The organism is Rhizobium sp. 22-785-1 (genome assembly GCF_053521965.1).
On record NZ_JBNWDI010000005.1, the window covers coordinates 155,731 to 174,954 of the forward strand.

Annotated in this window: 18 protein-coding genes; 3 read left to right on the forward strand and 15 right to left on the reverse strand. The window is 59.8% G+C overall.

Going from position 1 to position 19,224, the window contains the following annotated elements:
- Nucleotides 1-5: 5 nt before the first annotated feature.
- The 3 genes from mtaB to leuC form a co-directional block, all read right to left on the reverse strand.
- Nucleotides 6-1,280: a tRNA (N(6)-L-threonylcarbamoyladenosine(37)-C(2))-methylthiotransferase MtaB gene (gene mtaB, locus ACQZ5M_RS12305; RefSeq protein WP_449079884.1), complete on the reverse strand. Its 1,275-nt coding sequence runs from the start codon at nt 1,278-1,280 to the stop codon at nt 6-8.
- Nucleotides 1,277-2,179 (reverse strand): diaminopimelate epimerase, encoded by a 903-nt coding sequence (gene dapF / locus ACQZ5M_RS12310; protein ID WP_449079885.1) that lies wholly within the window; start codon nt 2,177-2,179, stop codon nt 1,277-1,279. The genes mtaB and dapF overlap by 4 nt, the downstream gene beginning before the upstream one ends.
- Before the next feature lie 170 nt (nt 2,180-2,349).
- Nucleotides 2,350-3,759 carry a 3-isopropylmalate dehydratase large subunit gene (gene leuC / locus ACQZ5M_RS12315; RefSeq protein WP_296013993.1) on the reverse strand — a complete coding sequence of 470 codons (1,410 nt, stop codon included), beginning with the start codon at nt 3,757-3,759 and terminating at the stop codon, nt 2,350-2,352.
- Nucleotides 3,760-4,212: 453 nt separating this feature from the next.
- Here leuC and ACQZ5M_RS12320 point away from each other — a divergent pair, with 453 nt between their 5' ends.
- A complete protein-coding gene (locus ACQZ5M_RS12320) occupies nt 4,213-5,505 on the forward strand; it encodes an MFS transporter (RefSeq protein ID WP_449079886.1) in 1,293 nt (430 codons plus the stop codon).
- Nucleotides 5,506-5,510: 5 nt separating this feature from the next.
- Here the strand turns inward: ACQZ5M_RS12320 and ACQZ5M_RS12325 are convergent, their stop codons facing one another.
- The 3 genes from ACQZ5M_RS12325 to rplS form a co-directional block, all read right to left on the reverse strand.
- On the reverse strand, nt 5,511-6,326 hold the full coding sequence (locus ACQZ5M_RS12325) for an amino acid ABC transporter permease (protein WP_449079887.1): 816 nt from the start codon (nt 6,324-6,326) through the stop codon (nt 5,511-5,513).
- Between the two features lie 36 nt (nt 6,327-6,362).
- Nucleotides 6,363-7,157, reverse strand: a complete 795-nt coding sequence (locus tag ACQZ5M_RS12330) for a transporter substrate-binding domain-containing protein (protein WP_296080908.1) — start codon at nt 7,155-7,157, stop codon at nt 6,363-6,365.
- A gap of 212 nt (nt 7,158-7,369) precedes the next feature.
- Nucleotides 7,370-7,915, reverse strand: a complete 546-nt coding sequence (gene rplS / locus ACQZ5M_RS12335; RefSeq protein ID WP_027673599.1) for a 50S ribosomal protein L19 — start codon at nt 7,913-7,915, stop codon at nt 7,370-7,372.
- Nucleotides 7,916-8,176: 261 nt separating this feature from the next.
- Between rplS and ACQZ5M_RS12340 the strand changes: the two genes are divergently transcribed.
- Nucleotides 8,177-8,923, forward strand: coding sequence for a sulfite exporter TauE/SafE family protein (locus ACQZ5M_RS12340; protein WP_449079888.1), 747 nt, complete (start codon nt 8,177-8,179; stop codon nt 8,921-8,923).
- Here ACQZ5M_RS12340 and trmD read toward each other — a convergent pair.
- From trmD to ffh, 5 genes are all read right to left on the reverse strand, one after another.
- Nucleotides 8,905-9,603, reverse strand: coding sequence for a tRNA (guanosine(37)-N1)-methyltransferase TrmD (gene trmD / locus ACQZ5M_RS12345; RefSeq protein ID WP_449079889.1), 699 nt, complete (start codon nt 9,601-9,603; stop codon nt 8,905-8,907). The genes ACQZ5M_RS12340 and trmD overlap by 19 nt on opposite strands.
- 4 nt (nt 9,604-9,607) lie before the next feature.
- Nucleotides 9,608-10,183 (reverse strand): ribosome maturation factor RimM, encoded by a 576-nt coding sequence (gene rimM, locus ACQZ5M_RS12350; RefSeq protein ID WP_449079890.1) that lies wholly within the window; start codon nt 10,181-10,183, stop codon nt 9,608-9,610.
- 135 nt (nt 10,184-10,318) lie between these two features.
- Complete coding sequence (gene rpsP, locus ACQZ5M_RS12355) at nt 10,319-10,696, reverse strand: 30S ribosomal protein S16 (RefSeq protein ID WP_296013982.1); 378 nt, start codon at nt 10,694-10,696, stop codon at nt 10,319-10,321.
- A gap of 32 nt (nt 10,697-10,728) precedes the next feature.
- The gene (locus ACQZ5M_RS12360; RefSeq protein WP_062444677.1) at nt 10,729-11,046 is read right to left on the reverse strand and encodes a chorismate mutase; all 318 of its coding nucleotides are present in this window, start codon (nt 11,044-11,046) and stop codon (nt 10,729-10,731) included.
- 8 nt (nt 11,047-11,054) lie between these two features.
- Nucleotides 11,055-12,623: a signal recognition particle protein gene (gene ffh / locus ACQZ5M_RS12365; RefSeq protein WP_449079891.1), complete on the reverse strand. Its 1,569-nt coding sequence runs from the start codon at nt 12,621-12,623 to the stop codon at nt 11,055-11,057.
- 335 nt (nt 12,624-12,958) lie between these two features.
- Here ffh and ACQZ5M_RS12370 point away from each other — a divergent pair, with 335 nt between their 5' ends.
- On the forward strand, nt 12,959-14,032 hold the full coding sequence (locus ACQZ5M_RS12370; RefSeq protein WP_296034798.1) for an MBL fold metallo-hydrolase: 1,074 nt from the start codon (nt 12,959-12,961) through the stop codon (nt 14,030-14,032).
- A 39-nt stretch (nt 14,033-14,071) separates the two neighbouring features.
- Here ACQZ5M_RS12370 and ACQZ5M_RS12375 read toward each other — a convergent pair whose 3' ends face one another.
- The 4 genes from ACQZ5M_RS12375 to thiB form a co-directional block, all read right to left on the reverse strand.
- On the reverse strand, nt 14,072-15,592 hold the full coding sequence (locus ACQZ5M_RS12375) for a M48 family metalloprotease (RefSeq protein WP_449079955.1): 1,521 nt from the start codon (nt 15,590-15,592) through the stop codon (nt 14,072-14,074).
- A gap of 254 nt (nt 15,593-15,846) precedes the next feature.
- Entirely contained in the window at nt 15,847-16,563 is a 717-nt protein-coding gene (locus tag ACQZ5M_RS12380) for a thiamine ABC transporter ATP-binding protein (protein WP_296073699.1), read from the reverse strand.
- The gene (gene thiP, locus ACQZ5M_RS12385; RefSeq protein WP_449079892.1) at nt 16,560-18,179 is read right to left on the reverse strand and encodes a thiamine/thiamine pyrophosphate ABC transporter permease ThiP; all 1,620 of its coding nucleotides are present in this window, start codon (nt 18,177-18,179) and stop codon (nt 16,560-16,562) included. Before thiP ends, ACQZ5M_RS12380 begins: the two co-directional genes overlap by 4 nt.
- Before the next feature lie 19 nt (nt 18,180-18,198).
- Nucleotides 18,199-19,212 (reverse strand): thiamine ABC transporter substrate binding subunit, encoded by a 1,014-nt coding sequence (gene thiB, locus ACQZ5M_RS12390; protein WP_449079893.1) that lies wholly within the window; start codon nt 19,210-19,212, stop codon nt 18,199-18,201.
- Nucleotides 19,213-19,224 lie beyond the last annotated feature (12 nt).

Genomic DNA, 19,224 nt, shown 5'->3' on the forward strand with positions numbered 1-19,224 from the left:
ATTTTTCAGGCCGCTTGCGCCGCCAGATATTGCATATTCAAGTGCTTACCGTTGTGGCCCGTAATGGCAACCCGCGCAAGAGTGCGCGGCGCAAGATCAGGGGCCGCCACCAGGGTAAAGTTGTCCGTATGGGCAAAACCATTGTTTTCCACGAGGATCGTCTGCTCACTTCCGACCATGGCGTCAAGATGCGCGATACGCAGCGCCTCGCCGCGAGCACGAAGCCTTGCCGCCCGTTCCTTCACCAGCGCACGGTCGAGCTGCGGCATCCTGGCAGCGGGCGTGCCGGGGCGTGGACTGTAGGGGAACACATGCAGGCTGGAAATGCCGCACTCTTCCGCAAGTGTGGCGGCATTCTCCGCCATCTCGTCCGTCTCGGTCGGGAAACCGGCGATCATGTCGGCGCCAAACGCCATCTCCGGGCGAAGAGCGCGGACCTCGCGGCAGAAGCTAATGGCATCGTCTCGCAGATGGCGGCGCTTCATCCGCTTCAGGATCATGTCGTCGCCATGCTGCAACGACAGATGCAGATGCGGCATGAAGCGCGGCTCGTCGGCAATCAGGTCCATCAGATGACGATCCGCCTCGATGCTGTCGATGGAGGAGAGCCTGAGTCTGAGAATATCTGGCACCTGCTTCAGCAGCGTCTTCGCCAGGTAACCCAGCGAGGGTTCGCCCGGCAGATCGGCACCATAACTCGTGGCATCGACACCGGTCAGCACGATTTCTCGATAACCGCTCTCGGTCAGCTTGCGTGCCTGATCCACCACTGCACCCATCGGCACGGAGCGGGAATTGCCGCGTCCGTAGGGGATGATGCAGAAGGTACAGCGGTGATCGCAGCCATTCTGCACCTGGATGAAAGCCCGCACATGCCCATCGATGTGCTTGACCATCTGCGGCGCAGTGGCCTTCACACTCATGATGTCGTTGACGCGCAGCTTCTCTTCCGCCGAGACGCCGAAATCCGGCAGGGCACGGTAGGAGGTGCTCTTCAGCTTCTCCTCATTGCCGAGAACGGCATCGACTTCCGGCATGGCGGCAAAGGTCTGCTTCTCGGTCTGGGCAGCGCAGCCGGTGACGATGATGCGCGCATGCGGATTGTCGCGGCGCGCCCGGCGGATCGCCTGACGCGCCTGGCGCACGGCCTCGCCCGTCACCGCGCAGGTATTGACCAGCACCGCGTTGTTGAGCCCCGCCTTTTCGGCCTCAGCCCGCATCACTTCCGATTCATAGGTATTGAGGCGGCAGCCGAAGGTTATGACCTCGACACCGCTCATAGGACGCCCTGCTTCACGCCCACCTCACGCGTCCATTGGCCGGTGACGGGATCGACTTGTCCAGCCCATTCCCATTCAGCGGGACCGGTCATGATGACGTGGTTGTCCTCGCGCCATTCTATGGTGAGTGGAATACGCACGGGGCTGGAAGCCACATCGATCTCGACGCGACGACCGGTGCGACCGGTCCGCGCCCCCGAGACGGCAGCAGCGCAGGCGGCAGATCCGCAGGCAAGCGTCAGCCCAGCACCACGCTCGAAAGTGCGGGTGCGAAGGCGGGTGTCGGAAATGACCTGCGCAAGCGTAATATTGGCTTTTTCCGGAAACATCGGATGGTTTTCTAGCAGCGGTCCGAAGCGCGCCAGATCGAATTCCATCGGATCGCGATCCACCCAGAAGATGGCGTGCGGGTTGCCCATGGACATGACGGCAGGCGAATGAAGCACCGGCTCGTCGATCGGGCCGATCTGCAATTCGATGCGGCTTGTATCGTGAAACTCTTCCGCAAGCGGAATATCGCGCCAGTGAAAGCGGGGTTGCCCCATATCGACGGAAATCATCCCGTCCTCACGCTCGGTGGCATTCAGAATGCCGGCGACCGTCTGGAAGGTGAAGGCCTTCTTGCCGGTCTCGGCGGCAAGTGCCTGCACCACGCAGCGTGTGCCATTGCCACAGGCCTGCGCCTTGGTGCCATCGCAATTGAGAATGTCGATATAGGCATCGGTGCCCGCCACACGTGGATCGTGGATCGCCATGATCTGGTCAAAGGCGGTCTCGGCATCGGCATTCAGCGCGATGGCCGCTTGCGGGGAGACCATGTCCTTGCGGCCGCGCATATCGACAACCAGGATCTTGTTGCCAAGCCCGTTCATCTTCGCGAATTCGACCGTCTGCGTCATGTGCCTGACCTTGCTGAGAGGAGTGCGCAACAAGCGCCTCATTTGCCCCTATATGGCGGAATAGCAGGGGAATTACCAGTCTGGCTGCAGGAAAAGCAGATGCGCAGAGAGCCAGAAAAAACACCCCCGGAATGACCCGGGGGTGCGAAAGTCTCCATCACGGTGAATGCTTACTGCCACTCACGCACATCGACGAAGTGACCGGCAACCGCTGCGGCTGCAGCCATGGCAGGCGAAACCAGATGTGTGCGGCTCTTGTAGCCCTGACGTCCTTCGAAGTTGCGGTTCGAGGTGGAGGCGCAACGCTCGCCGGGTGCCAGACGGTCGTCATTCATCGCCAGGCACATGGAGCAGCCCGGCTCGCGCCACTCGAAGCCTGCCTCGAGGAAGATCTTGTCCAGACCTTCCTTCTCGGCCTGTTCCTTGACGAGGCCGGAGCCCGGCACGATCATGGCCGAAACGGTTGGCGCTACCTTGCGGCCTTCGACGATCTTGGCGGCGGCGCGCAGATCCTCGATACGGCCATTGGTGCAGGAGCCGATGAACACGCGATCGATGGCGATATCGGTCATCTTGGTGCCGGGCTTCAGGCCCATATAGTCGAGCGCGCGCCACTTGGAATTGCGCTTGTTCTCATCGGCAATATCGTCCGGGTTCGGCACGATGCCTTGAACCGAAACGACGTCTTCCGGCGACGAGCCCCAGGAGACGATGGGCGGCAGGTTGGCGGCATCCAGCACCACGACCTTGTCGTAATGGGCGCCTTCGTCCGACTTCAGCGTCTTCCAATAGGCAATCGCCTGTTCCAGCGTCTCGCCCTTCGGCGCGCGCGGCTTGTCCTTTATGTATTCGAAGGTCGTCTCATCGGGGGCAATCAGGCCAGCGCGCGCGCCGCCCTCGATCGTCATGTTGCAGACCGTCATGCGGCCTTCCATCGACAGCGACTGGATCGCCTCACCGGCAAATTCGATGACGTGGCCCGTGCCGCCTGCCGTGCCGATCTCGCCGATGATGGCGAGAATGATGTCCTTCGCCGTAACGCCTTCGGGAATCTTGCCATCGACACGCACCAGCATGTTCTTGGCCTTCCTCTGGATCAGCGTCTGCGTTGCCAGAACATGCTCGACTTCGGACGTGCCGATACCATGCGCCAGCGCACCGAAAGCGCCATGGGTGGAGGTGTGGCTATCGCCGCAGACGATGGTCATGCCTGGCAGGGTAAAGCCCTGCTCCGGCCCGACGATGTGGACAATGCCCTGGCGCTTATCACGCTCGGAATAATATTCGAGGCCGAATTCCTTGGCGTTTTGCGCCAGCGCTTCCACCTGGATTCGGCTTTCCTCGTTCTTGATGCCTTCCACGCGATCAGCCGTGGTCGGCACGTTGTGGTCGACGACGGCGAGCGTGCGGGTGGGCGAATGAACCGGACGACCGGCCATGCGCAGGCCTTCGAATGCTTGCGGCGACGTCACCTCATGCACCAGGTGACGGTCTATATAGAGAAGACAGGTTCCATCGGGGTCGCGATTGACGACGTGATCATCCCAGATTTTATCATACAGAGTACGCGGTGCGCTCATGGCTTTATCCATTCGAATGTCAAAAAGGAAAGTGGGGATGTGGAGTAAAGGCCGACAGCCTTCTCAGGCCATCAGGCGGACGTAAGTCGGCCATTGAACGCGCCGGAAATACGCGCGAAAAATCGTGCCGGCAGACGCTTGTGATCCTGCAGCACGAAAATATTTGGCGCGAGACATCCGAATTTCGATCCCATGGCCATTTCATAGCAGATCGGCTTTTCAACAGCAACATGGCGCTTTGTGATTGAAAACGGCTGGTAGGATATTTAAGAAATCTCTTTTTGTGCAATGCAAAAAGAAATGCCGGACGTTGCGTGCGGGATAAATGTCTCGCGTCTGACGTTAGGACGGCACCGGAACCGCTTGCTCAACCATGCCGTGAAGGCTGCGTGAGACACGGTCTCGTCAACTCGGGCAGCACCTCGGCGTGCCGCCGACAGGGAGGGATACACATTGGTATCTGAAAAAACACTTATTTCAAAAATCACATGGCGCCTGATGCCATTTCTCGGCATCCTTTATCTCATCGCCTATATCGACCGTCAGAATGTCAGCTTCGCCAAGCTGCAGATGGTCGGCGATCTGGGGCTGAGCGAATATGCCTATGGCCTTGGCGCGTCGCTGTTCTTCATCGGCTATTTCATCTTCGAAGTGCCGAGCAACCTTCTGCTGAACCGATTTGGCGCAAGGCTCTGGTTTGCCCGCATCATCATCTCCTGGGGGCTTGTGACGATTGCGCTCGCCTATACCAGCAGCCCCACCATGTTCTATATCCTGCGCTTTCTTCTCGGCGTCTGCGAGGCCGGTTTCTTTCCCGGCGTCCTCTATCTCCTGACGCTGTGGTTCCCGCGCGATTATCGCGGCCGCATGGTCGGTCTTTTCATGATCTTCTCAGCACTTGCCAACGCCATCGGCGCACCGCTTGGCGGAATGCTGCTCGATCTCGACGGGCTCTGGGGTTACGCGGGTTGGGAGTGGGTTTTCCTTGCGACCGGCATTCCGGCGGTGATCGCAGGCATCGTCACGATCTTTTACCTCGACGATAAGCCCGAGACGGCGAAGTTCCTGTCGCAGGACGAAAAGGACTGGTTGCACAAGCGCATCGCATCGGAAAACTCCGGTATGGACGAACATGCCGAGGATGGCTTCCGCGCGCTGATCAATCCGCGCGTTCTTTTCATGTCGCTTTGCTATGTCGGCTTTCCGCTTGCGGCCTATGGCCTCAGCTACTGGCTGCCGACCATCGTCAAGAGCTTCGGCGTGTCGAACACCGCGAATGGCTTCATCAACATCATTCCGTGGCTGATCGTTGCCGTTGCACTTTATCTGGTGCCGTCGGCTGCCGACCGGTCTGAGAAGAAGATCACCTATATCGTCGTGCCTGCCTTTGTCGGCGCCTTCTGCCTCCTGATGTCCGCTTTGATGACCGCGCCGGTTGCGCAGTTCGCCTTCCTCTGCATCGCAGCCGCTGGCATCTTTGCCGGACAACCCGTGTTCTGGAGCCTTCCCGGTCGGTTCCTGAAGGGTGCGGGCGCTGCAGCCGGTCTGGCAGCCATCAACTCGGTCGGCAATCTCGGCGGCTTCGTTGCCCAGAACGTCGTTCCCTGGATCAGAGATGAGACGGGAAGCACCATCGCACCGATGTTCTTCCTCTCGGCCTGTCTGGCGATTGCCGGTGTGCTCGTGATCATCGCCGGACGAATGATCGCCAGGCAGATCACATCGCAGCCCAATGTGAAGGCCTGAGGCTCTCAACGCCCCTGCTTGCGGCGCATCCCTTTTTCGATGCGCCGCAGGATCAGCGACAGTCCGAGCGTCAGGATCAGATAGACGTAAGCGACGATGGAATAGGTCTCGAAGAAGCGGAACGATCCCGCCGCATAGACCTTGCCGAGCTGCGTGATATCCGCGACACCCAGCACCGAGACCAGCGAGCTATCCTTCACCATCGAAACGAAATCATTGGAGAGCGGCGGAAAGATAGTCCGCACCGCCTGGGGAAAGATCACCAGCCTGAAACGCTGGTAGCGGCTAAGCCCAAGCGCCTTTGCCGCCTCGATCTGGCCTTGATCGACAGCCTCGATACCCGCCCTGAAGATTTCGGCGAGGAACGCTCCGTAGCAGAGCGTCAGTGCCAGAATTGCCCTCCACGTCAGGGAAAAGTCGCGCACGATAACCGGCTCGACCCAACCGGAAGCAATCAACGGCGTCATCAGCCAGTTGATGCCATCGACAAGAAGCGGCGCACCGGCAAAGGCGATGTAGAACAGCACGACCAGGATCGGAATGCCGCGCATGGTCTCGATGTAAAACCGTGCGATCTGTCGCAGCAGGATGCTATCGGCCATGCCGAGCAGCGCGATCAGCAGGCCCCAAAGGCAGGCAAGCAAGAAGGCGGCCAGCGTCACGAAGACCGTCATGCCGATGCCGTTGATTACCGTGGTGAAGACCTGCGCATAGATGCCGTTGACGGCAATCACCACCGCAAGAATGGCGCCGATACCAATCAGAGCCACCAGCCACCAAGGAAAATCATCGGCGGCATGTCTCGAAGGCGGGCGCTTCAAAGCCGAACGCCCGGGCAGAACGAAAGGCCCATTCGCTTATTCGCCAAGCTTGTAATCCAGGAACCACTTCTTATCGAGCGCGGCAAAGGTGCCGTCTGCCTTCAAGGCAGCAATCGCGGCATTGACGGGTGCCACGAGATCGGAGCCCTTCTTGAAGATGAAGCCGAAATCGTCGCCGCCGAGCGGCCCGCCGATCAGCTTCAGCGTGCCATTCGACGAATCGACATAGCCCTTGCCGGCAACGCCATCTGTCAGCACCAGATCGACATCCCCGGTGCGCAGCGCCTGCACGGTGGCACCGAAGGTTTCCATCAGCTTGATGCGCGGGTTCTGCTCATTGCCATCGAGAATATCGTAAACGGCCGTGTAGAAAGGCGTTGTGCCAGCCTGAGCACCGACCAGCCCCTTGTCGAAGGCCGCAAAGCTCTTGGCATCGGTAAAGCGCGTCTCGTCTGCCCGCACCAGCATGAACATTTCCGAGCGCATGTAGGGATTGGAAAAATCCACCTTCTCCTTGCGCTCGTCCTTGATGCTGATGCCGGTCATGCCGATGTCGTACTGCCCGGCGGAGACAGCTGGAATCATCGCATCCCATGAGGCGTTCTGATACTCGACCTTGGCATTCAGCCGCTTGGCGATCTCGTTCATCGCATCATATTCCCAACCGATCGGCTTGCCCGTCTTCGGATCGACGAATTGCAGCGGCGGATAGGCGTTTTCCGTCACCACGACGATCTCGCGACCCTTCAGATCCGGCAGATCGGCGGCCGATGCGAGAACCGGCGATAGCAGCGTTGCGGCGATGGCAATGAAAAACGAGCGTCTGAACAACGGCGGCCTCCTGAAAAACATGGCGGAAATTGACACGCTTTGAACCCGCCACGCAAGAGATATGCGTTTCAAGAAAACGGCGGCGGTTAGAATGCCACCCGTCTTTTAACCTGGCTTCCGAGTAGAACGCTCGTGGCGCGGCAGGCAACGAAATCCCAAAACAAAAAAGGCGGCCCGAAGACCGCCTTTTCGAAAATCCCAAAAGCGAAAGCTTATTCAGCTGCGCCTTCAGCAGCTTTTGCTGCTGCAGCTTCTTCAGCTGCCTTGGCTTCAGCGGCTTCTGCTGCTGCCTTTTCGGCGGCCAGAGCCTGTGCTGCTGCAACCTTTTCAGCCTCGATGCGTGCCTTTTCCTCGGCAGCAGCCTGACGCTCGGCGTCGTTGAGCTTGCGAGCGCGAACGCCGGTGTCTTCAACGATACGAGCGGACTTGCCGCGACGGTCGCGCAGGTAGTAGAGCTTCGCGCGGCGAACCTTACCGCGGCGAACGATCTCAACGCCTTCAACCAGCGGAGAGTAAACCGGGAATACGCGCTCTACGCCTTCGCCGTAGGAGATCTTGCGAACGGTGAAGTTCTCGTTGAGACCGCCGCCGGAGCGAGCGATAACGACGCCTTCGTAAGCCTGTACGCGGGTACGGTTACCTTCGGTAACGCGCACGTTGACGCGAACGGTGTCGCCAGGAGAAAATTCAGGAAGCTTGCGCTTCGCTTCGATCTTGGCGGCCTGTTCGGCTTCCAGCTGTGCAATAATGTTGGTCATGTTAACCTCTGAGTTCTTCTGAAACAGCCAGAGCGCTCAACGAGATCATTCCTTGGATCCTGTCCTTGGAATTGTGCCTTGCGGCAGGAGCGGGTTCGCCATTCTTTGCTTGCGGTTAATGGGCATAAGCCCAATTCCACGCGGGCCAATACAGGAAGATCGCCGCTTTGTCATCCCTTTCGTGACAATATTTTGTCGGTCGTGACCTGATTGCCGGAAATGATATCTGCTTATATGGGAGATGGAACGCCGGGAGGGGCCATGTCCATTGCAATCATTCTCATGCTGTTCGTCAGCGGTTTTCTGTCCGGCGCGGTCAATGCCATTGCCGGCGGCGGTACATTCCTGACTTTCGGTGCCATGACCGTGGCGGGTATCGCCCCCATTTCCGCCAATGCCACCTCCTCCATCGTCCAGTTTCCCGGCTACGTCACCTCGGTCATCGCCTACTGGCCGGAAATTCGCGCCCACTGGAAGGGCGCGGTCCTGCTCTCCATTCTCTCGATCCTTGGCTCGACGGGGGGCGCCCTGCTGCTTCTCTCGCTCGACAACCCGTCCTTCCGCCAGATGGTGCCGTGGCTTCTGCTTGCGGCCACTGCCCTCTTTGCCGCCGGGCCGTTGCTCCGTCCGCGCTCGAATGAAGAGCATCCGAAAAGCAATGTCGCCAGCCTAATCGGCCAGTTCTTCACCTCGATCTATGGCGGATTCTTCGGTGCCGGCATGGGCATCATGATGCTCGCAGTGCTCGGCCTCACCGCAGGCGGCACCTATCATCATCTCAACGCCCTGAAGAACCTGCTGGCCGTCGTCATTGCCGCCGTCGCCATTATCGTCTTCGTCGGCGGTGGTGTTGTCGCCTGGCACGCGGCGCTGATCATGATCCCCGCCTCTGCGCTCGGCGGCTATTGTGGCGTCTATCTTGCCCGCCGCGTTCCACAATGGATCATCCGAGCATTGGTGATCACGGTCGGGCTACTGCTGACGGGCTACTACTTCTTCACCGCTTGAGTTTCGGCCAGCAAATCCGGGCGGCGCTCTCTCGTCAGGGCCAGCGCCTGCTCATGCCGCCACGTGTCGATCAGCTTGTGATTGCCCGAGGTCAAAACGGCGGGAATGTCCCGGCCTTCCCAGACCTGTGGCCTTGTATAATGCGGATGCTCAAGCAGTCCGCCTTCGAAACTTTCATGCACGCCGGACAGGTCGTTGCCCATCACGCCGGGAAGAATGCGCACCACCGCATCGAGAAGCGTCAGGGCTGCGGGCTCGCCGCCCGAAAGAATATAGTCGCCGATGCAAACCTCTTCGAGACCGCGCGCATCGATCACCCGTTGATCCACGCCTTCGAAACGACCGCAGATGATGATGACGCCTTCGCCTGCCGCCAGTTCCCGCACGCGTTCCTGCGTCAACGGCTTGCCACGCGGGCTCATTAGCAGGCGTGGTCGCGTATCGCCTTCAGAGACGGCGTCGATGGCCGCTGCCAGCACATCGGGTTTCAGCACCATGCCAGCACCGCCACCTGCTGGGGTGTCATCGACGCTGCGATGCTTGTCGGTGGCAAAATCGCGGATCTGCACCGGCTCCATCTGCCATTGGCCGCGCTCCAGCGCCTTGCCAGCCAGAGAATAGGAAAGATGCCCCGGAAACATTTCCGGGTAGAGCGTCAGCACGGTTGCCTTGAAGCGCATCGGCTTACTTCTTGCCCTTGCCGAAGATCGGATGATCGGGATCGTCCTTGCCGTCTTCCGGATTGTCGATCAGCCCAGCCGCAAAAGGATCGATCAGAATCTTTCCGCCCTCCAGATCGATTTCGAGAACGGCGGCTTCGGTGAAGGGGATGAGTGCTGGACGGCGTCCAGCCCCTTTGAGTTCCAGGAGATCGCCCGCACCGAAATCGTGCACGGCGCTGACCGAACCATAGCTCTTGCCCTCGGCATCGACCACATCGAGACCTTCCAGATCGGTGTAGAAGAATTCGTCCTCATCCAGATCTTCGTCCGGCAGATTATCGCGATCGATGAACAGCTCGAGGCCGTTCAGAGCCTCGGCGGCGTTGCGGTCGTTGATGCCGCGGAAGCGCACGATGACAACATTCTTGCCTTGGCGCGCCTCTAGAATTTCGAATACGCGCCCATCAGCGGCAACCAGATTGCCGTAATCGCCAAGCGCCAGCGGATCGTCGGTATAGGAGCTGACCCGCACTTCGCCGCGCAAGCCCTGGGCTGCGCCAATCCTGGCCATGAGAATGGGGTTTTCCAGCTTTGCCATTGAACCGTCCGTTGTCGCGTCTTGTGCGAATGATTTTAGTGCCTGGCCGATCTGTCGCCAAGCCCTTGGGGAGTAAACATGAAAACGGGCGGCGCGGAAACCGTGCCACCCGTTTCTATAAAGGATAAACCAGACTTATTCTGCAGCAGCAGCTTCAGCGGCAGCAGCAGCGGCGTCTTCAGCCTTCTGCTTCTTCTCGGCAACGCGCTCAAGAGCCTTCTTGCCTGGCTTTGCCTTTTCAGGGTTGCTGCGAGCGTCGCGCGTGGCAATGCCGGCTTCTGCGAGGAAGCGCAGAACGCGGTCGGTCGGCTGTGCGCCCTTTGCGAGCCATTCCTTGACGAGATCGCCATTGATCTGGATGCGATCGGCGCTGTCCTTGGGCAGCATCGGGTTCCAGGAGCCGACCTTCTCGAGGAAGCGGCCGTCACGCGGGCTGCGTGCGTCAGCTACGACGATCTGGTAGTACGGGCGCTTCTTGGAACCACCGCGTGCGAGACGAATTTTCAGTGCCATGTGAGTTCTCCTTATAATGGCTTGCCCGCCGGTCAGGCGGTCTTTTCTGTGCCGTTGTGTTCAGCGGCAATTGCTTCATGATGCCGGATGACTTCCTTGATGATGAAGTTCAGGAACTTCTCGGCGAAATCCGGATCCAGATTGGCATCCTTGGCCAGACGGCGCAGGCGTTCTATCTGGTATTCTTCGCGCGCCGGGTCCGCCGGCGGCAAATCGTAGGTGGCCTTCAACACGCCAACCGCCTTGGTGCAGCGGAAGCGTTCGGCCAGCATGTGAACCAGTGCGGCATCGACATTGTCGATGGACTGGCGGTATTCAGCGAGTTTTTCTTTGACGTCTGTCGTGGTCACGGATGGCCTCACTTCTTCTTGCCAAAACCGGGAAGCCCCGGAAGACCGCCGAGGCCCGGTAGCTTGCCGCCACCCAGACCAGGCAATCCGCCCGGCAACCCACCAAGACCGGGAGGCAGAGCACCCGGCTTGCCGAGACCTGCGGCCTCCGCCTGCTTCTGCAACGCTTCAAGCTGCTTGGGGTCCATATTGGCGAGATCAGGCATCCCACCCATGCCGCCGAGCCCCATCTTGCCGGCCAGACCGCCCATCATCTGCTTCATGATGCCGCCCTTGCCTTTGCTGCCCATGGCTTTCATCATATCGGCCATGCCGCGATGCATCTTGAGCAGCTTGTTGATTTCGGCGGCATCCGTGCCGGAACCGGCAGCGATGCGCTTCTTGCGGCTATGTTTGAGAATATCCGGATTGGCGCGCTCGGCCTTGGTCATCGAGGAGATGATCGCCAGCTGACGGTCGAACATCTTGTCGTTCAAACCGGCAGAGGCCATCTTGTCCTTCATGCCGGCCATGCCGGGCATAAGTCCCATGATGCCGCCCATGCCGCCCATCTTCTGCATCTGGCGCAGCTGATCGGCCAGATCGTTGAGGTCGAACTTGCCCTTAGCCATCTTCTCGGCCATGGCGCGGGCTTTTTCCGCATCGATATTTTCGGCCGCCTTTTCGACCAGCGAAACGATGTCGCCCATGCCGAGAATGCGGTCTGCAATACGGCGTGGATGAAACTCATCCAGCTCGTTCATGCGCTCGCCGGTACCGATGAGCTTGATCGGCTTGCCGGTGACGGCGCGCATCGAAAGGGCTGCACCGCCGCGGCCATCGCCATCCATACGGGTCAGAACGAGGCCGGTAATGCCGACGCGCTCATCGAAATTGCGCGCCAGATTGACGGCGTCTTGACCGGTCAAGCTGTCGGCCACCAGCAGGATTTCGTGCGGATTGGCCTTCTTCTTAATGTCGGCCATTTCCAGCATCAACGGCTCGTCAATGTGGGTGCGACCGGCGGTATCGAGGATCACGACATCATGGCCGCCAAGCTTGGCCGCCTGGACCGCGCGCGAGGCGATATCGGTCGGCGACTGGCCGGCAACGATCGGCAGCGTGTCAATGCCGGTCTGCACGCCAAGCTGGCGCAACTGCTCCTGGGCTGCGGGACGGCGCGTATCGAGAGATGCCATCAGCACCTTCTTCTTCTCGCGATCAGTCAGCCGCTTGGCAATCTTGCCGGTGGTGGTCGTCTTACCCGAACCCTGCAGACCCACCATCATGATGACGACAGGCGCTGGTGCATGCAGATCGACCGAAACACCTTCCGAACCCAGCATCTCGACAAGCTCGTCGTGAACGATCTTGACGACCATCTGGCCGGGCTTGATGGATTTCAGAACGGAGGCACCAACCGCCTTTTCACGCACCTTTTCGGTGAAGGAGCGAACGACTTCCAGCGCCACGTCCGCTTCCAGAAGCGCACGGCGAACCTCACGCAGCGCTGCGGAAACATCGGCTTCCGAAAGCGAGCCACGGCCGGTCAGTCCATTCAGAATGGAGCCAAGGCGGTCCTGGAGGTTTTCAAACATCTGTTCTTCCTTCTTCGTTTCGGTTTCCCGAAACGTCGGTGCTTTTGCTGGCAAAAACAAGACGCCCAAGAACGCGCAAAGCCAAAAAGCACCCGAGGGCGCATTGCGCTGTCGGGTGTTGACCTCCGGGATCTCTTTATACCTTTGCGGGTCCCGGTCGGTGGCTTGGAGTCTTGAAACTGCCAGCTGATCGGGCGGGATAAACAGGAAAAGCGCGCCAAAGTCAAGGCAAGTCCGGCGTTTTGGCGAAACGCCCTCAATTTGACGACTTCGGGGAGCGTCTTCTACGGGTCAGGCGCTTGTCGTTTATCCATCCGCTTCCTATAGCTTATATCATGAACCGTCGAAACTTCTTTCGCCTCTCCGCCATTGGCGGCATCCTGCTTGCCAGCGGCGGCATTTTTGCCAGCCGCTCCTATGCCAGCGCTTACTACAAAGGCCCCGTTTCGGACCATTTCGACGGTGTTCGCTTCTTCAATCCCAATGGCGAACAGCCGAACGGCTTTGGCGACCTGATGAAATGGCGCTTCAACGGCCAAAAGGCGCAGTGGCCGGAGAGCTACCCAAGCCCCTATCCGACAGCCAAGCCTCAGGCCCGCGTCGAGGGCAAGGATCTGCGCGTCACATTCGTTGGCCACGCCTCCTTCCTCATCCAGACGGCGGGCTTGAATATTCTGATCGATCCGGTCTGGTCGCAGCGCACCAGTCCCTTCAGCTTTGTCGGACCCAAGCGCGTCAATCCGCCCGGTATTCGGTTCGAGGATCTGCCGCCGATCGATCTCGTGCTGGTCACGCATAACCACTACGACCACCTTGATCTTGAAACGCTTCACCGGCTGCATGTCGAGCACAAGCCGCATTTCGTCACGCCGCTTGGCAATGATGCGATCATCCGTACCCAGGTCGAGGCGGCGAAGATTTCGGTCGGAGACTGGGGCGACGCACTTGCCGTCAGCCCCGATGTCAGAATCCATTTCGAACCCTGCCACCACTGGTCGGCGCGCGGCGTCAATGATCGTCGCATGGCGCTTTGGGCTGCCTTCGTCATCGAAACGCCAGGCGGCAAGATCTATCATATCGGGGATACCGGCTTTCACAGCGGATTGAACTATCACGCCGTCGCCAAGAAGCATGGCAGCTTCCGCCTCGCCAACCTGCCCTTCGGCGCCTATGAGCCACGCTGGTTCATGAAGGGCCAGCACCAGAACCCCGCGGAAGCGGTCGAGGGCATGAAGATTTGCAATGCGGCCTATGCCTGCGGCCATCATTGGGGAACCGTGCAACTGACCGATGAGGCGATCGATGCGCCCATCATAGCGCTGGAAGCAGCACTAAAGGATCAGGGTGTCGCACGCGAAAAATTCCGCCCGATGCGTCCAGGCGAAGTGTTCGACGTTCCGACAGTCTGAGCGAGACTATGGATGCGAGGGCGCGGTCACGCGCTCCGCTTACTCCGAAATGATCTTGACGCGCTGCCCCGGCTCGATGGCAGCCGTGGTGCTAAGTGCGTTCAGCACGCGGAAAAGCTCCAGCTTGCGATCCGTCCCCATCATCCGCGCGGCAAGCGAGGCGACCGTTTCACCCGGCTTGACTGTGACGACGCGGACACGAAGCGGCTTCAGCGAGGAAATTTCGGCAGGCGTCATCTTGCGGAAGCTGGAGCGCAGGAGATTTGCAACTGTGTCCAATTGCGTGCTGCCCTTCGGCACGGCAGTGAGGAAACGGAAAATCTGGTTGCCGACACGGATGACGGTGACGTCGAAATCCCACTTGTCGGCGCTGGCGCGGGCGGTGGCCGCTGGCAAGCCGTTGACCTGTATTTCCCGAACCGTATCCGGCAAAAGACCCGCCACCCAGCCGCTCGTCAGATAGTTGGGCAAGCTCGTCTGCTTGGGATCGGCCACGCCATCGAAACGGATCGCCATATCGCCGGGGCCGGTTGCCAGAACCGCTTCCACCTTGTTGTCGATCTGGAAGCCTTCCGGCACGTCGAAGCGGATGCCGAGATTGCCATGCAGGAAGGTGTTGCCTCGGACATAGCCCTCTTGCGGGCTATCGCCATAGAGCAGACCATCGATGCCCGTGAGGAACCAGTCGCGACCCTTGTCACCCACCTGGCCTTCCTGGCCAAAGGCGCGGGCATGGCGCTTGGCAAGCTCGATACGCTGCGGCGTATTCGGATGGCTCGACAGGAAGTCGAGGCTCTGGTCGCTATCGGGATCGGCCGAGGTGAAGCGCGCATAAGCCGCCATGGAATCGAGGAAGCGCGGCGAGGCGTAAGGGTCGTAACCCGCCTCACCCAGCATCCGCACGCCGATCACGTCGGCCTGCAATTCCTGCTGGCGCGAGAAGGCAGCCAGACGAAGCTTGCCGCGCGCAAGCGCCTGCTTGCCGGCGAGATCGCTGGAAAGAACCTCCGCCACTACGCGGCTTGCAATGACTTCCGCCTCTTCACGACGCTGACGCTCGATGCCATGATTGGCCGTGACGTGGCCCATTTCGTGCGACAGCACGGCTGCCACTTCAGACGCGTCATTGGCAAGCGCCAGCAGGCCGCGGGTCACATAGAGATAGCCGCCCGGCAGCGCGAAAGCGTTAATGGCTGGCGAATTCAAAATGGTGATGCGGTAGGACTGCTGTGGATTTTCCGACACCGCCGTCAGCGCACCGGTGATACGGGCGACCAGACGCTCGGTCTTCTCGTCGTGATATTCACCGCCATAGCTTGCGACGATGCGCGGATGCTCGCGCGCTCCCATCTGCGCACGCGGATCGTTCTTCTGCACCTCTTCCACGGTCTGTGGATTGTCTGAGGGTTTGAGTGTGGATTGGTAAGCCGGGCTGAACAGTGACTGGCATGAGGACAGCATCAATGCCGCGGCACCGAGGGCTACGATGCCCCGCCGCGAAATCGACCGCTTTTCCCTTTCGTGACCGTAGCGGCCCTTTGAGGCCTTCACACGCGTCATCATCCTGCCAGTCCGCTCCAAACGTTCCTGATCATCCGTTATATGCAGACCAGAATATCAGCTTACACCCCGCAGGCACCGAAATGCCTGAACATCCAAAACGATCCATATTTCGGAAAGACCCTGAAAAAAGACGTTCTCTATACATGTCTCAAATAGTTGAGCCTGATTGGCAAGTGCAAAAAATGAGCAGCTTCACTGCGTGTGTGGAGGATTGACACCCCCCCGCGTCCAAATTGTGGCGCAGCCATGCGCTACTGGTGGAGGAAATCCATCACCTGTGGGTGATCGGTTGCTGAGAAGAACGCCTGAGTCGTTCCCTGAAACACGATCTCGCCGTTGGACAGAAGGACCACTGTATCGGCCAGCCGGCGAATGTCGTCGGGATGATGGGTGACGAGGAGAACGGTGTTGTTGCTCTCCGCATGAAGCGCTTTCAACAGGCTTGCCATGCCTGCGCGTAAACCCGGGTCGAGCGCTGCGAAGGGTTCGTCCAGCAGCATGACGGAACGTTCGCGTACCAGCGCACGCGCAAGGGCTGCCCGCTGGCGTTCTCCCCCAGACATGCTCGACGGAAAGCGCTTCTCGAAACCGGCGAGCCCGACGCGTTCCAGCGCGGTCGTAATCCGAGCCTTATCTTCGCTGGACAGACGCAAAGAAGGATGGATGCCAAGCCCGATATTGGTGGCGATATCGAGATGGGCGAAGAGGTTGTTATCCTGAAAGATCAGCGACACTGGGCGTTCGGCCGGATCGTACTCGCTCATATCCTTAACCCCGATCAGCACACGGCCAGTTGCCGGCCTCTCGAAACCTGCGACGAGGTTGAGAAGGGTGGATTTACCCGAACCCGATGAGCCGACGACCGCCGTGACCCTGCCCGCCTGGAAGGACGTATCGAAGAGGAAATCCTGTTCCCCAAGCCTGAGCGACACCTGTTCGAGCCGCACATCCGCCTGACCGATATTCATGCTTTCGCTCTCTCGGATTGGCGCGAGACACCGCCCGCTGCTAGGATGAGGCAGATGATGCCAAGGATGAAGGCATAGCCCGCCGCGTCATTGCTGCGGTAGCTTCCCATATTGCTGTAGACCAGCCACGGCAAGGTGACGAAGCTTTCCGAACCGAAGAGCGCGACGGCGCCAAGATCACCAAGCGACAGCGCCATGGCAAAGGAAAAGGCCATGGCAAAGGCACGCCACAGAACCGGTAGATCGATCAGGCGAAAGCGCGAAAAGCCGGTGAGACCAAGACTGGCAACCAACCTGCCGGTTCTGGCCTGATGGGTGGCGAAGGCGGGTTCAAGAACGCGCATGGCGAAGGGCAAGGCCATCAGCATGTTGATGAGTGCCACAAGCAATGGCGCGAAGACGGAAACATCGCCGAAGGGGCGCAGCAGCAAAAACCATCCACTGCCCAGCACCACGGGCGGCACCAGAAGCACCATCGACGCGCCGCCACCCAAAATCGCCGAGAGAAGCTTCGCAAGCCGCCCAGGCTTGCTGCTATCCGAAATCACTTGCCGGGCGCGGATAAGCGCGACCGAGATCAGCACGGCCAGCGACGCGGAAACGAGCGCGATGGACAGGCTGGTGATCGCCGCACGACGGAACACCTCGGCACTCAAGAGGCGCCACAGGTCGGCAGTCAGGCCGGAGGCAGCGACTGCCACGAGCGGCGTCCCCACCAGAAGCACCGCAAGGACGAGGATTATACCGTCCCACAGCCGCCGTAACGGACGCGAAGCATCGAAACGACGAACCGCCTGGCCTTGCGTTTGCCCCTCCGCATCTGCCCCCGGCAGAAGCGAAAGCAGAGCCAGCAACAGGCCGGTCATGGCGATCTGCATCAGTGACAGCGCAATGGCGCGTGGCGGATCGAAATCGAAGCGCAATGCCTGATAGATCGCGACTTCGATGGTCGTCGCAGCCGGACCGCCGCCAAGTAGCAGTACCAGCGTGAAGCTTGTGGCGCAGAGCATGAAGATCAGCCCCGCCACCCCCGGCACCAACCGACGCACCACCGGCCATTCGATGAAGCGGAAGGCGGAGATAGCGTTCATGCCGAGAACGCTGCTCATGCGCCAATATTCACTCGGTATTCTTTCCAGCCCCGCCAAAAAGAAGCGCACGGCCAGAGGCAGATTGAAGAAGACATGGGCAATGAGAATGCCGGAAAGACCATAGATGCTGAAGGGCTGCTCCACCCCTGCGTAAAGAAGGGCCGTATTGAGCAGTCCCTGCCTACCCCAGATGGCTATCAGCCCCAAGGCACCGACGATCACCGGCAGCCCCATCGGCACCGCCATCAACCTTATGATCCAGATGCGGCCCGGAAAATCTCTCTGCCTCGCGAGTGCCAAGGCAACAGGCAGTCCGAGAGCCACCGAAAGCACGGTCGAGAGCGTTGCCTGCCAAAGGGTGAACCGGAGGATGCGCAGCGTATAGGGTTCGAAGAGGGCGCTCGACGCCGCATTGCTGTCAAAGGAAAGAAGCGCCGCGACCGCTAGCGCGATGAAGAGCAGCACGGCGGTGAATGCCGCCATGCCTCCCATCAAGAACCTGCGTCTGTCGCTGCGCGCAATCACCTGCGGCGTCGCCTAGCGCTTACTTCACGCTCATCGCGGTCAGCCACTCATCGATCCAGGCCTTGCGGTTCTTCGCCACCTCTTCCGGCGACATCAGGAACGTCTTGGTCGGCTGCACCAGCTTGCTGAACGCATCCGGCAGCGGCTGCGACGTGGCAGTGACCGGCATCATCCAGTTGTTTTCCGGAATGGCATCCTGAAAGCCGGGCGTAAGCATGAAGGCCAGGAATTTCTTGCCAAGCTCCTTTTCGGGCGCATTTTTCAACAGGCCAGCGACCTCGATCTGGATGTAATGGCCTTCCTCGAAGCTTGCGGCCTGATAGCGCTCGCTGTGCTCGGCCACCATATGGTAGGCGGGCGAGGTGGTATAGGAGAGCACCATCGGCACTTCGCCCTTGGTGAAGAGACCGTAGGATTCCGACCAGCCGGGCGTGACCGTCAGAACGCGGTTCTTGAGCTTCGTCCAAGCCTCCGGCGCCTTGTCGCCATAGACCGACTTGACCCACAGCAGCAGGCCGAGACCCGGCGTCGAGGTCCGAGGGTCCTGAATGGCGATCTTCTGCGACGGGTCGCCCTCCACCAGCTCTTTCAGGCTTTTGGGCGGGTTCTTCAGCGTCTGGGTGTCATAGATGACGGCGAAGTGGCCGTAGTCATATGGGACGAAGACGTCATCCTTGAAGCCGCCTGGGACTTTTGCCCCGGAAGCATCGACACCCGACGCTTCGAAAAGCCCGGTGTCCTTGGCTTCGGCGACAAGATTGGTATCGAGACCGACCACCACATCCGCCTTGGAGCCCGCACCTTCCAGCTTCAACCGGTTGAGGAGCGCCACGCCATCGGCCACGCCGACGAAGTTGACGGTGCAATCGCAGGTCTTCTCGAACGCTGCCTTCACCTTTGGGCCTGGACCCCACTCGGAGACGAAGCTCTCATAAGTATAGACGGTGAGGACTTTTTTATCCTGCGCAGAGGCGATGCCCGGCAGGAGGAAGGATGCGGCAACGAGGCCGGACAGCAAAAAACGACGGTTCATCAGACACCTTCT

Excerpts from the sequence above, each read along its gene's own strand:
- mtaB (WP_449079884.1), bottom strand. The coding sequence starts at position 1,280 with ATGAGCGGTGTCGAGGTCATAACCTTCGGCTGCCGCCTCAATACCTAT.
- dapF (WP_449079885.1), bottom strand. The coding sequence starts at position 2,179 with ATGACGCAGACGGTCGAATTCGCGAAGATGAACGGGCTTGGCAACAAG.
- leuC (WP_296013993.1), bottom strand. The coding sequence starts at position 3,759 with ATGAGCGCACCGCGTACTCTGTATGATAAAATCTGGGATGATCACGTC.
- rplS (WP_027673599.1), bottom strand. The coding sequence starts at position 7,915 with ATGACCAACATTATTGCACAGCTGGAAGCCGAACAGGCCGCCAAGATC.
- ACQZ5M_RS12340 (WP_449079888.1), top strand. The coding sequence starts at position 8,177 with ATGTCCATTGCAATCATTCTCATGCTGTTCGTCAGCGGTTTTCTGTCC.
- trmD (WP_449079889.1), bottom strand. The coding sequence starts at position 9,603 with ATGCGCTTCAAGGCAACCGTGCTGACGCTCTACCCGGAAATGTTTCCG.
- rimM (WP_449079890.1), bottom strand. The coding sequence starts at position 10,183 with ATGGCAAAGCTGGAAAACCCCATTCTCATGGCCAGGATTGGCGCAGCC.
- rpsP (WP_296013982.1), bottom strand. The coding sequence starts at position 10,696 with ATGGCACTGAAAATTCGTCTCGCACGCGGTGGTTCCAAGAAGCGCCCG.
- ffh (WP_449079891.1), bottom strand. The coding sequence starts at position 12,623 with ATGTTTGAAAACCTCCAGGACCGCCTTGGCTCCATTCTGAATGGACTG.
- ACQZ5M_RS12370 (WP_296034798.1), top strand. The coding sequence starts at position 12,959 with ATGAACCGTCGAAACTTCTTTCGCCTCTCCGCCATTGGCGGCATCCTG.
- ACQZ5M_RS12375 (WP_449079955.1), bottom strand. The coding sequence starts at position 15,592 with ATGACGCGTGTGAAGGCCTCAAAGGGCCGCTACGGTCACGAAAGGGAA.
- ACQZ5M_RS12380 (WP_296073699.1), bottom strand. The coding sequence starts at position 16,563 with ATGAATATCGGTCAGGCGGATGTGCGGCTCGAACAGGTGTCGCTCAGG.
- thiB (WP_449079893.1), bottom strand. The coding sequence starts at position 19,212 with ATGAACCGTCGTTTTTTGCTGTCCGGCCTCGTTGCCGCATCCTTCCTC.